This window comes from Serratia sp. ME47, from assembly GCF_903970925.1.
Classification (GTDB): domain Bacteria; phylum Pseudomonadota; class Gammaproteobacteria; order Enterobacterales; family Enterobacteriaceae; genus Serratia; species Serratia ureilytica.
On the sequence record NZ_CAJCKE010000022.1, the window covers coordinates 35,754 to 48,475 of the forward strand.

General features: G+C 56.2%; 12 protein-coding genes. All 12 read left to right on the forward strand.

Annotation, left to right across the window (positions count from 1 at the left end; all coding sequences use genetic code 11):
• Window positions 1–30 precede the first annotated feature (30 nt).
• The 12 genes from H7A77_RS19185 to gspS all read left to right on the forward strand — a co-directional run bounded on the left by H7A77_RS19185 (window position 31) and on the right by gspS (window position 12,649).
• Window positions 31–264, forward strand: a complete 234-nt coding sequence (locus tag H7A77_RS19185; protein ID WP_004935304.1) for a hypothetical protein — start codon at window positions 31–33, stop codon at window positions 262–264.
• 84 nt (window positions 265–348) lie between these two features.
• The gene (locus tag H7A77_RS19190) at window positions 349–747 is read left to right on the forward strand and encodes a hypothetical protein (RefSeq protein WP_042784953.1); all 399 of its coding nucleotides are present in this window, start codon (window positions 349–351) and stop codon (window positions 745–747) included.
• 70 nt (window positions 748–817) lie between these two features.
• Window positions 818–2,326 carry a PhoPQ-activated protein PqaA family protein gene (locus H7A77_RS19195; RefSeq protein WP_182074514.1) on the forward strand — a complete coding sequence of 503 codons (1,509 nt, stop codon included), beginning with the start codon at window positions 818–820 and terminating at the stop codon, window positions 2,324–2,326.
• Window positions 2,327–2,965: 639 nt separating this feature from the next.
• Complete coding sequence (locus H7A77_RS19200; protein WP_004935293.1) at window positions 2,966–3,505, forward strand: fimbrial protein; 540 nt, start codon at window positions 2,966–2,968, stop codon at window positions 3,503–3,505.
• Window positions 3,506–3,561: 56 nt separating this feature from the next.
• The gene (locus tag H7A77_RS19205) at window positions 3,562–4,245 is read left to right on the forward strand and encodes a molecular chaperone (RefSeq protein WP_033632666.1); all 684 of its coding nucleotides are present in this window, start codon (window positions 3,562–3,564) and stop codon (window positions 4,243–4,245) included.
• A 54-nt stretch (window positions 4,246–4,299) separates the two neighbouring features.
• Window positions 4,300–6,876: a fimbria/pilus outer membrane usher protein gene (locus H7A77_RS19210; RefSeq protein WP_033643646.1), complete on the forward strand. Its 2,577-nt coding sequence runs from the start codon at window positions 4,300–4,302 to the stop codon at window positions 6,874–6,876.
• A gap of 42 nt (window positions 6,877–6,918) precedes the next feature.
• The gene (locus tag H7A77_RS19215; protein ID WP_042784949.1) at window positions 6,919–7,860 is read left to right on the forward strand and encodes a fimbrial protein; all 942 of its coding nucleotides are present in this window, start codon (window positions 6,919–6,921) and stop codon (window positions 7,858–7,860) included.
• 137 nt (window positions 7,861–7,997) lie between these two features.
• On the forward strand, window positions 7,998–8,357 hold the full coding sequence (locus tag H7A77_RS19220; protein ID WP_004935280.1) for a hypothetical protein: 360 nt from the start codon (window positions 7,998–8,000) through the stop codon (window positions 8,355–8,357).
• A gap of 73 nt (window positions 8,358–8,430) precedes the next feature.
• Entirely contained in the window at window positions 8,431–9,726 is a 1,296-nt protein-coding gene (locus tag H7A77_RS19225) for an HlyD family secretion protein (RefSeq protein WP_004935276.1), read from the forward strand.
• Complete coding sequence (locus H7A77_RS19230; protein ID WP_004935271.1) at window positions 9,713–11,848, forward strand: peptidase domain-containing ABC transporter; 2,136 nt, start codon at window positions 9,713–9,715, stop codon at window positions 11,846–11,848. Before H7A77_RS19225 ends, H7A77_RS19230 begins: the two co-directional genes overlap by 14 nt.
• Before the next feature lie 115 nt (window positions 11,849–11,963).
• Window positions 11,964–12,164, forward strand: coding sequence for a hypothetical protein (locus H7A77_RS19235; RefSeq protein ID WP_015378375.1), 201 nt, complete (start codon window positions 11,964–11,966; stop codon window positions 12,162–12,164).
• Between the two features lie 86 nt (window positions 12,165–12,250).
• Window positions 12,251–12,649 carry a type II secretion system pilot lipoprotein GspS gene (gene gspS, locus H7A77_RS19240; protein WP_182074515.1) on the forward strand — a complete coding sequence of 133 codons (399 nt, stop codon included), beginning with the start codon at window positions 12,251–12,253 and terminating at the stop codon, window positions 12,647–12,649.
• Window positions 12,650–12,722 lie beyond the last annotated feature (73 nt).

Genomic DNA, 12,722 nt, shown 5'->3' on the forward strand with positions numbered 1-12,722 from the left:
AAACATGTCGATAAATACAAAGGAGACAGTATGAAAGAACTGACTGAAGCAGAAGTCATGGCGGTTTCCGGCGCAGGCATCGCTTCCGATGCCGGCAAAATCCTGGGCAATGGCATTGGCGCCATCGTAGATGCCGGTACCGGTCTATTCGGGATCCACGCGGATGCGGCGGGCGCCGGCGCCAAACTCGGTGAGGGCATTGGCGCCGTCATCGATGCCGGGATTAGCGCCTTCTCGCAGCTGTTTGGCCGTAAATCGTCATAAGCCCGGCCCTTAATGAAAAGTGCCCGCAAGGGCACTTTTACCTCGCTCATGTCGGGAGCCGGAAGAACGGCAAAGGGAGAGTTCATGGCGAATAAAATCATCTTGATCATGGTCATCAATCTGTTCGTGGCGGTGGCGTTGGCGGTGTTTAACTTTATCTATATCCAAAAGAAGGTGGATATACGCGCCCCCAATGACGCCACGCCCTTTCAGGTGACCGAGAAAGCGCAGGGCAGGATCGTCTCCATGCAGCAGACCTCGGTATTTCTGAACAACAATCCTGTGGTGGCGTTTACCTTGGAAATCAACGCCAGGCGCAAACAGTTTACGATCGCTGACCATCGGGAGGTGGTGCTGTATATCGCCATGAGCCGTTATGAGGAAAACGGCGTTTACAGCCTATTGCTGGGCGAGAACGACAGAGACGTGGCGTTCGAAAAGGACAGCTTTGGCTATCCGATACGCTTTCATCAGGTGCTCTAGGCGCGCGGAAGGTTTCCTGCCGCCAGGCGGCGTACAAGGGATTTGCCACGGACAAAGGGGGGAGGAAAAAATGCTGAAACGCATCGGATACATCGCGCTGATTTGCCTGGCCTTAATCGGCGGCCGGCAGGCCATGGCGGCAGAGGAAGACCGCTGCTTTGCGGACGAACATCCCGCCTTGCACACCGTTATTCCTTGTTATAACAATCAGTTGGCCATATTGCCTCTGTCATATTCGTTAAAGGGCGTGGATAACGGCCATGACGTGTCGATACGCCATTATCGGTTGATGTCGCAATCCTGGTCGCCGCAAGACGCCATCCGGCCGACGCAATGGTGGCACGATGTGGATATTTATATCCCCAACGGGGCGCTTGCCCGTAAAGCGTTGGTGCTGATGAGCGATGACTGCGCTTGCGCCGCCGCAGGGGCGAGCGGGCCAGGCAAGCAAAATGCGGCGTTTTCCGTCGCTACGCCGGCGGCCTTGGCGGCGGAAAGTCACACCATCGTGATTGTCGTCAACCGGCTGCCTTATCCGTACCTGGAATATCAAAATGAGGGGCGGCGTCGTGCGGGGGAGGACAGCCAGGCCCGAGGCTGGCGATTGTTCCTGGACGATGCGGATGAATACTTGATGATGCCGCTGGCGATCCCCATGACGGCGGCCTTGTCGCAAACCATGACGCTGGCGCAGCGCGAATTGAGCCGATGGGGGATAGATAAATTCATCGTGGCGGGCGCGGCGAGCGGCGCAACCGCGGCGTGGCTGGCGTCATTGTCGGATGAGCGCATCGATGCCGTCGTCGCCATGTTCCCGGATGGGGTCGCGGCGCGGCAGGTCTTGAAGCATACCTATCGTACGTATGGCGGCCGTTGGCCGTTGGCGTTTCATCCTTATTACCAACTCGGCATCGATCGGCGCATAGAGACGCCGGCGTTCGACAAACTGATGCAAATAGCGGATCCCACCGCTTATCCGCCGCCGACGGCGGGAGAGCGGCCAGCGGCGGCGAAATATGTCATCATCGCCAGCGGCGACGAACGTTATCCGCCGGACAGCTCGCGATTCTATTTCAGCGCCTCACCGGGAGAGGTTTCGCTGCGCGCGATTGCCGACGGGGATCGCGCGGCAAGCCGGCCGGCCGCCGAACGCGCCATACTGGCGATGATCAAGCGCCGCCAGCGCGATATCGCGTTGCCGACGATCGAGGTGCAAGGCAGCGCCGCGGATGCTGCGGTGCGCACGCTGCGTTTTTCCGAACCGCCGGCCACCGTGCGGCGTTGGAGCGCGCACAACCGCACGGCCCGAGATTTTCGTTATTCGTGCGGCGTACGCTTTACCCCGGAGCCGTTGGCTACAGCGGAGGCCGATCGCGGCGAGTTTCGTCTGGCCGCCCCGGCGCAAGGCTGGGAGGCCACCTTTATCGAGGCGGTGTTCAACGATGGGTTTATCGCGACCACGCCGGTCTTTATCACGCCTGACGATAACTATCCGTCCGCCGTTCCCGCGGGCGATGGTCTGGCGTGTGAAACCCTACCCGGCAGAGGGCTGGGGGAAGATTATCGCCATGACGATTAATTAGCGGCGCCGAAAAACAATAAGGCGGCAATGCGTTATTCTGCGCGACAGAGCGCATTGTTGCCTTGTTTTCGAAATAGTGAACGGCGTCAGACAGAATATTTCTGCGTAACGCCATTTTCTCGTTGTCACATGACCGCGCCGGTTTCAATAACGGCGAATGCTTTATTCTCCCTCCTGTTCGATAAACCGTTATCGCCATGCTTTTCCTATTCTTCTGCTCCTCTCGCTGCCGCCGCGTCGTGATGCCTTTCGTAATATAACTGTCATTTATTTCAGGGCGAGTTTTATCGCCCGGCTTTCATTTTACGGCGATGTCGCCCGATTTTCCGGCTGAGGGGGAAATGAGGAGGATCTGGCGAAAGCGCCTTCGAATAGCGCGAGAATAAATTCCCTGGCGGCCAGATGATTGAATCAAGAAACGCCGATTTGGCGGTTTTTTCAAAATAAAATTAAGAATGATGCTAATTCTATTTGGGGTAATTATCTTTTCTCATCTTTACATTGATTTTATGTATTGCTAAAGGGGGAAAGCTAAGCATAATTAACTGTGAAAGGAGCGGAGCTCCTATTCTCCCTGTCCGGGTTCTCCGTGGCGGGGATATTTTGAAGTCTGTCTAATCAAAAGGAGAAGTACCCATGATGGAAAAAAAAGTGATTATGTTGGCATTTGTCGCGGCAGCGTGTTCAAGCGCTTTACCTGCTCTGGCAGCAGATGGTCAGGTTAATTTTACCGGGAATATTGTCGATGCTGCGTGCAAGGTCACGAATGACTTGAGTAATCCATTAAATGTTGTTTTGGGTGATGTGGCCCGAACGGCATTTGCGGGTGGCAAAGGATCAACGTCCAGCGCGACAAAATTCACGCTGGAAGTCACCGATTGTCCGGATACGGTAAAAAGCGCCACCGTTAAGTTCGACGGCGCGGCCGATAACGGCGACAGCAACGTATTGCAGCTGACCCAGGAAACGGATGTCGCTACCGGCGTCGGTATCCAACTGTCTGATATTTCTAACAGTGTTCTGCCGCTTTACACGGCGTCGACGGCTTATCCGTTGGCTTCCGGCAGCGGCGTGAAAAATAACCTCGATTTTACCGCCCGCTATATTTCCACGCAGGCAGATGTTACCGCCGGTAAAGCCAATAGCGTCGCCACCTTTACGCTGAATTATAACTGATAATATTTTCTTGCCCGCTGGTTCACAGCGGGCTGTATTGCCTCGGAGATAATATTATGCGTTTTAATCGCTACGGCGCCTTAGCGGCTTTCATTATTTTATTGTTTGCGTCTACGGTTCACGCCGGCGTGGTGATTGGCGGGACGCGGGTGATATTCAACGGCGAAAAAAAAGAAGCGTCAATCAGCGTGGAGAATCCGGATAAAGAACCGTATTTGATTCAGTCCTGGCTGGAGAATCAACAAAGCGGGGTGGATAAAATCGCGTTTATCGTTACGCCGCCTTTATTTCGGCTGGACGGCAACCAGGAAAATATGCTGCGCATCGTGAAAGTGGGCGATGACTTACCAAAAGATAAAGAAAGCTTGTATTGGATGAATATTAAATCCATTCCTTCAACAACCCAGGCGGGTAAATCGAATACGCTGCAAATAGCGGTCAAGACCCGCATTAAATTGATTTATCGGCCGGCGCCGCTGCTCCGCCAAGTGCCCGAAGAAGTGACGCAGCAGCTGAAATGGCAGCGTGTCGGTTCAGAATTAAAACTCACCAACCCAACGCCTTATTATATGAACTTTCATTATGTCCGCATCGGGGGGCGGGAAATGAAAGAGGTGGCGTATATCGCGCCGATGAGCAGCGAAATGTTTGCATTGCCCGTGGCGGGCGCAACGTCGGTAAGCTGGAAATTAATTAATGATTATGGCGGCACAGGGAAAGAACATCAGTCAGGTATTTAATCTGTAAGGGAAGGCAGACAGAGGGATAAAACATTTCAATAATGGAGCTAATGAATGATAACTCAAAAGCGTATATTAGCGAAGCGGGATGCTTGGCTGAAACGCATAGCCTTATTCACGGCAACAACGGCGGTATGCGGCAACATGGCTAATCCCGCCTTCTCTCGTGACTATTTTAATCCGGCGTTGCTGGAAACCGGGCGCTCAGGTCAGCAGCACGTCGATCTGTCGATTTTTGAAAATGGCCAGCAGGTTCCCGGCACGTATCGGGTCGATATTTGGGTGAACGACATGCTGCTGGAAACGCGCGAGGTGTCGTTCGCTCTGCGGGCCGGCAGCGACGAGAAGGCCGATCTGCAGCCTTGTCTGACGCGGGAAGATCTGAAACGGCTTGGGGTGAAAGTTGAGCTGTTTCCCGGTTTGGCCGGTGCCGATCGCTGCGCGAATTTGGCCGCGATCCCGCAGGCCTCGGCGCAATTTCAATTTAACCGCCAACGCCTGATGCTGAGTATCCCCCAGGCGGCGTTGGAAAATAAGGTGCGCGGATACGTTCCGCCGGAACAATGGGATGAAGGCCTGCCGGCGATGCTGCTGAACTATGGCTTCACCGGCAGCAACAGCAAGGGGCGCGATCGATTCACCCAGAGCGCAAGCAGTTATTACCTCAACCTGCGGCCGGGCTTCAACCTGGGTGCCTGGCGAGTGCGGAACTACACCACCTGGAGCTACAACAGCGCCGGCGGCGGGCGAGCGTCGGAGGATCGTTGGGACTCCGTCTATACCTACGCCCAGCGCAATATCATCCGCCTGAAAAGCTTGCTGACGCTCGGCGAAAGCAGCAGCCCGTCCGATGTGTTTGACAGCGTATCGTTTCGCGGCGCGCAGCTGGCTTCCGATGACGACATGTTGCCGGAAAGCCTGCGAGGTTATGCGCCGGTGGTGCGCGGCATCGCGCGCAGCAATGCGCAAGTGGTCATTCGCCAAAACGGCTATGTCATCTACCAGAGTTATGTTGCGCCGGGCGCGTTTGAAATTTCGGACATGTACCCGACCGGCGGCAGCGGCGATTTGGAGGTGACTATCAAGGAGGCGGACGGCAGCGAACAGCACCTGACCGTTCCCTTCGCCAGCCTGCCGGTGCTGCAACGCGAAGGGCGGCTGAAATATGCGCTGACCTCGGGGCAATACCGCACTTACGATCACAGCGTGGATAAAAAGATCTTCTCGCAGGCCAGCCTGATTTATGGCTTGCCCGCCGGTTTCACCCTGTATGGCGGCGGCCAATTCGCCGGGCCGTATCAATCGCTGGCATTGGGTCTGGGCAAGAACCTGGGCGAGTTCGGCGCCCTGTCGGCCGACGTCACCCAGGCGTGGGCAAAGCAGGAGCATCAACCGAAAAGCGATGGTCAGTCATGGCGCGTGCGGTACAGCAAAAATATCGTCGAGACGGGGACGAACTTCGCCATCGCCGGCTACCGCTATTCGACCAGCGGCTACTATGGGCTGCAGGAAGTGCTGGACACCTATCGCAGCGGCAACCGTTACGCCCCGATAGACCGCCGCAAAAATCGCGGCGAAATCACGCTGAACCAGAATTTATGGGAAGGGGCGGGGTCGCTTTCACTCAGCGCGGTCTCCGAAGACTATTGGGGCTCCGAGCGCAATATGCAGTCGCTGAGCGCGGGTTACAACAATAGCTGGAATGGCATCAGCTACGGTTTTAACTACAGCTACAGCCGGAATTCACAGGCTATTTACGGCGATTCGAACCGCGGGCGCATTTACGATCGCGATCAGATCTTCGCTTTCAACATCAGCGTGCCATTAGAGAAATGGCTGAGCAACACCTACGCCACCTACAACCTCAACACCAGCAAAAAAGGCAATACCAGCCATACGGCGGGCCTCAACGGCACGGCGCTGGCCGGCGGCAACCTCAGCTGGAGCGTACAGGAAGGGTATGGCAGCCAGGGCCAGGGCAACAGCGGCAACGCCAACGCCGACTGGCGCGCGACGTACGGCGAACTCACGGCGGGCTATGCCTACGATCGCAGTCAACAGCGCGTCAACTACGGGGTGAAGGGCGGGGTGATCGCCCATGAAGACGGTGTGACCTTCGGTCAACCGTTCGGCGAAACCGTCGCCCTGGTACAGGCGGCCGGCGCGAGCGATGTGGCGGTCGGCAATCAGGTCGGGGTGAAAACCGACTGGCGCGGCTACGCGATCGTTCCTTACGCCACTCCTTATCGCAACAATTCGATTCGCCTCGATGTCGACAGCTTGCCGGATGATGTCGATCTCGAGTTGACGAACCAGTCGGTCACGCCGACTCGCGGCGCGGTGAGCCGGGCGAATTTCAAAGCCAACGTCGGCAGACGGATTTTGATGAAGGTGACGGACTCGCAGGGGGCACCCCTGCCGCTGGGCGCCAGCCTGCGTCTTGCCGAGGGGGCGACTCAGCCGTTCCTGGTCGGCGGCGACGGCGTGGTCTATCTGACCGGCATGGCGGAAAAGGGCCTGCTCATCGCGCAGTGGGGCAGGAATGGCGAGAACCAATGCCGCATCCGTTACCAGTTGCCGGCGGAGCCGCCGTCAGCGGGTCTCCAAACCCTAAACGGCGTTTGCCAATAGATCTCGCTCTATTTCCATCATGACTTTTAAGTGAGAGTGAAAATGAACGTTTTTCTCAGGATATTCGGTTACGGCGCCCTGGTGTGGCTGGCGACGCTCACGACGGCGGTTTATGCCGGCACCTGTACCACCAACGCGAAAACCGCCCGTATGGGATTGCTGACGCTGGCCGTGGATCCGCGCATTGAAGTCGGCGAGCAGTTGGCTGTTCGAACGGAGAACAGCATTAACGGCACGACGTTTTCTTTTCTTTGTTCCGGTTCGGTCGCCTATCGCTCCATGTCGCCGCTGACGCCGAGCGTGCTGCCCGGCGTATTTGAAACGGGCATCGAGGGCGTGGGGGTGACGATTTCAGACTTATGGCAGAGCAATAAGAACGTGCCCGTCAACACGGCGATTTCGCCCAACTTGCTGACGCCGTGGATCAATCGAAACGATGTTCGGCTGACGTTTATTAAAACCGGCCCGATCAAAACCGGCGGCGATATGGGCGGGAAAATTATCGCCAGATATTATCTGGATTCGACCTCCATTTTGGATATCAGTATTTCCGGCATGAAGGTCATTCAGAAAAGTTGCCTGGTTGATTTGAACTATAAAAATCAAACGGTAAATCTGGGCAGCCCTAAACGCAGCGAGTTTAACGGCGTCGGCAGCACGGCGGCGTCTTCCGAACGCAATTTTTCCGTGGTTCTGCAATGTCAGGAGGACAATATTCCGGTTCAGGTCACGTTCGAGGCGGCCGGAAATTCGCCAGGCGTGGGAATGATTGATATCGCCGACGGCGCCGATGCGGCGAAGGGCGTCGCCGTGGAAGTGTTGGATGAGAACCGTAATCCATTAACGTTTTCCAGACCGATCAATTACCACACCGCGGCTGAAAAAGAGATCAGGATCCCCTTGATGGCGCGCTATAAGCAAACGGGAGCCATTAGCCCCGGACAGGCCGACGCGGTGATGACATTCACCATTACGCAGAATTAAAGAGACCCCTATTAAAAATATAATGTCGTCTGTTCGCGCGACATTATTGGTGGCATCAGGCGCTGCAGGCCGATGCCAATGCAATGACAACACGCATGTATGGCAGTGTTTGTCCGTTTAAATATGGAGATTAACCAATGAAAGAACTGTCTGTTATCGAAATGAATGAAGTGTCAGGCGCTTATTCCTGGGATATGAGCAATGGACTGTCGGGGCTGATTGGCAGCGCCGTCTCCAATGCCGCGGAAGCCGTTTCATCCATCGCTCTGGGCGCCTCCGTGGGCAGCATGGCGGGCGCCGTCATCGGCGGTAAGCACGGCGGCGACGGCGGCGGCCTGCTGGGCGTCGGCTCGATTGGCCAGGGCGTAGGCATGGTCGCCGGCGGCATCCTGGGCGGCGTAGCCAGCGGCGTGGCCGCAGCCGTTATTGGCTGGGACACCACGCTGGAATACTCCAAAAAAGGCCTCGATGGGCTGATTAACGGCACCATCAGCTAAATCCATACGCGGTCCAAAGCCGCAGCGTTCTCGCTGCGGCTGTCTCCCGGTCAGGCAAGCGCAGGTTCTTCCTATGAGTGATAATAAGAGCAGGAATATTTTCCGCCAGGAGGCGGTCAATTATCAACGTCAAAGATGGACCGGCAGGGCGCTGTTAATTTCCGGCGCGTCGAGCCATGTGATTGCCGCCACCTGTTTCACTTTTATTCTGATCCTGGCGGGCGCACTCTATTTTTGCGAGTACACGCGCCGGGTCGATGTTGAAGGCGAGGTGATCAGCATCCCGCATTCCACCAATGTGTTTTCCTCCCAATACGGTTACGTGAGCCAGGCATTCCATAAAGCCGGTGACGTCGTGGAAAAGGACGAACCGCTGTATGTGATTGATGTCTCGAGAAGCACCACGTCCGGCAATGTCAGCCATATCGCGGCCAGCGAAATAAGCAAACAGATTAGCAATCTGGATTCGATAATCAGCAAGCTGAATAAAAATAAAACCGCCATGCTGGATAATTTGCGCAAACAGATCAATAGCTATGAAAACGCCTATAAAGAAACCGAGAAACTGAACCTCAGCGCCAAAGAGGGGATGGATAAAATGCGCGATAGCCTGAAAAATTACGAACACTATTTGACGAAAGGCCTGATCACCAAAGATCAGTTAAATTATCAGCGCTCGCTCTTTCAACAACAGCAAAGCTCGTATCAGGCGCTCTACAGCCAAAAGATCCAGCAAAATATTCAACTGTCGCAGTTGCGCAGCGATTTGCTGATTCGCGCCGCCGATTACGACAATCAGATATCGCAAAGCGAATCGCAACGCAGTGATTTACAACGCCAGCTGGCGGAGTCCAATGCCGGCGGCCAGGTCATTATCAAAGCGCCGCTCAAGGGGAAAATCGAGTCGCTGAGCGTGACCGCCGGGCAGGTGGTCGAGAGCGGCAGCAGTCTGGCGCAAATCAAACCGATTGATAACATCAAATATTATCTGGTTTTATGGCTGCCGAATAACAGTTTGCCCTACGTGAAAATCGGCGATGGCATCAACATTCGCTATGAAGCCTTCCCGTCGGATAAATTCGGTCAGTTTCCGGGAAAAATAGAATCCATCTCGTCGGTCCCCGCCTCCCCGCAGGAAATGTCGGAATACAGCAGCGGAAATAAAAGGGAAAGGAACGCCTACTACAAAGTGCTGGCGTCCATCAGCGACACGCAATTCAGCGATAAAGGCAAATATCTCGAAATCAGCAGCGGGCTGCAGGCCAGGGTCATCGTCTTCCTGGATAAGAAACCGCTTTATCAGTGGGCGATCGCGCCTTTGTATGACATAAAAAACAGCGTCGTGGGGCGAGTCGATGAAGGACAATAATCTCTTTGAACGGATCAACGAGAAGTTAACATTCTCACTGCGCAAGCGGGTGCCGAGCATCTTGCAGTCGGAGTCATCGGAATGCGGCCTGGCGTGCCTCGCCATGATCGCCTCCTATTACGGGTTTAATGTGGATATGCTGAGCCTGCGGCAGCGATTCGGCATTTCCACCCAGGGTGCGACCCTGGGGACGATCTCTCAAATCGCGTCGCAAATCCAACTGAAGACGCGCGCCTTGTCCTTGGACATCGACGAAATCAATCAGCTGAAAACGCCCTGCATACTGCACTGGAATATGAATCACTTCGTGGTGTTGGTTAAGGTGCAGCGCGCCGGTTTTGTCATTCACGATCCGGCCTTCGGGCGCAGAGTGATCGGGCTGCAGGAGATGTCGAATCACTTTACCGGCATCGCGTTGGAGCTGTGGCCCGACAGGGCCTTTCAAAAAGAGACCCTCAAGACCCGTTTGCGCCTGCTGGATTTGATGAAAAACATCGAGGGCCTGCCGGGGACGCTGCTCAAGATCTTTGCGTTATCGATAGTCATCGAATCGGTCAACCTGCTGCTGCCGGTGGGAACGCAACTGGTGACCGACCATGTCATTCAGGCGCATGACTACAGCCTGCTGACGGTCATCTGTTTGGGGCTGATCTTCTTCACCTTGTTCCGCGCGGTGGTCAGTATCGCCAGGGCCTGGATCTCCATCGTGCTCGGGACGCTGACCGATATTCAGTGGAAGACGACGCTGTTTGAACACCTGATGAAGCTGCCGCTGGATTTTTTCGAGAAACGGCACCTGGGGGACATTCAATCGCGCTTTTCCTCGCTGGATGCGATCAGAACCACCTTTACCAATAATATCGTCAGCGGGATCATCGACGGCATCATGACGGTCGGGCTGTTCGCGATGATGATGGTCTACGGCGGCTGGCTGGTCTGGGTCGTGGCGGGCTTCACTCTGATCTACATCCTCATCAGGATGATGACTTACAGAACCTACCGTCAATTCTCGGAGGAGCAGATCGTCAAGGCGGCCAAGGCCAACTCGCATTTCATGGAGACGCTGTACGGCATCTCGACCGTCAAGGCGCTGGGCATCAAGGAAACGCGCTCCAGCTATTGGCTCAATCTGAACGTCGACGCCGCCAATACCAATATCAAAATCACTCGATTCAATATGATGTTCGGCGGGATCAATACTTTTATCACGACGCTCGATCAGGTGGCGATCCTGTGGCTTGGCGCCATGATGGTCATCGACAATTCCATGACGCTCGGCATGTTCATGGCGTTCAATGCCTATCGCGGCCAGTTCTCTCAGCGGGCCTCGAGCCTGATCGACCTGGCGATCGGCTTGCGCATGCTGTCGCTGCACAATGAGAGGATATCCGACATCGTCTTTACCGATGCGGAGACGGAGTCCGCGCCGCGACAGGTTTTCCCCTCGGGCACGGGGATTGCCATTGAGGTAAAAAACCTTACGTATCAATATGACGCGCTGTCGCGGCCGATCTTCAAAGACCTGAACATGCGCATTGCGGCCGGCGAAAGCGTGGCCGTCGTGGGCGCCTCCGGCGCGGGCAAGACCACCTTGCTGAAGGTGATGTGCGGTTTGCTCAGCCCCACTTCCGGCCAGGTTTTGGCCGACGCGATGGATATCCATAAAGTCGGGGTGAATAACTACCGTAACGCGATCGCCTGCGTGCTGCAGGACGACCGGCTGTTCTCCGGGTCCATTGCGGAAAACATCAGCGGGTTTGAGGTCAATGCCAATAAAGAGCTGATCATGGCCTGCGCGATACACAGCAATATCCACGATGAAATCATGCAGATGCCGATGGGCTACGAAACCCTGATCGGCGAGTTGGGCAACGGCATCTCCGGCGGGCAAAAGCAACGTCTGTTTATCGCGCGCGCCCTCTATCGCCGCCCGAGCGTGCTGTTTATGGATGAAGCGACCAGCCATCTGGACGTTGAGAATGAGTCGGCGATCAACCGGGCGATATCTTCGCTGAATATTACGCGCGTGATCGTCGCCCACAGAAAGTCGACCATCGACTCGGCCGACAGGGTAGTGGTGCTGGGGGCCGAGAGCGGCGCGCCGGCAGGCGGCGGTGAATAAAGGGCGCTTGCCGGCGCCGGGGCGAAGCCGGCAATGCAGGCTGTCCCCACGGCGAAAATCGCGGTAAAATGCAGCAGTTGACCCTATCGCATTCCATCAGGCCGTCGAACCCGCTATGAAAACGCGCAAACCGCGCCGCCCGCCCGGGCGGTGGATCTATTACATCCTGCATGAAGACATGCTGTGGCCTTGCCCGGTCAAATGGGAGTGGGAGAGCGGCTATAACGCCTGGCTGCCGTTTTACTATTCCCCCACGCTGGAATTCGTCGCCGGCAACCCCGCCCGCGCCACCAAGGTCAGCAGCGGCCGACGTTAAGCGGGCCGCGCGTGCTGCTCGCCTTGCCGCCCGACGTCCGCTCACCTAAGATCATCTCATCACCCACAGGTTTTCCCGGAGCCCCCATGTCGACTCTGTTTCGCACGTCTCTTTGCGGCGCGCTGGCATTGCTGCTGCTCGCCGGTTGTCAGCAGACGGCGCATAAACCGGCGCCGCCGCTGCAGGCGCAGCTGGATCACATCGCTTCGATGCTGGCCGGCGGACACTTCCTGCGCGTGGACTGCGGGCGCAGCGAGATACCGGACGACGTGAAGCTGCAGCGCACCGCAATGCGCGCGGCGCAGCGCCGCGGCTGGGACACGCAGGTGGCAGGGTATCGGCAGTTGCCGGCGCTTACCCAGGCGCGTTACCTGACCCTGCAACAGGACAATCAGCTGCTGACGGAAAAATGCGCTGCGCTCAGCCGCAGTACTGCCCGCTTTATCGCGGCGGCGCAGGCCGATCAGGAAGATTACATGGAGTAGCGCGCCGGCATGCCTTTCGGGCGCGCTTCATGGGTGCCCCAAAATTCTTTGCAGGATAACGATTTATCGATCA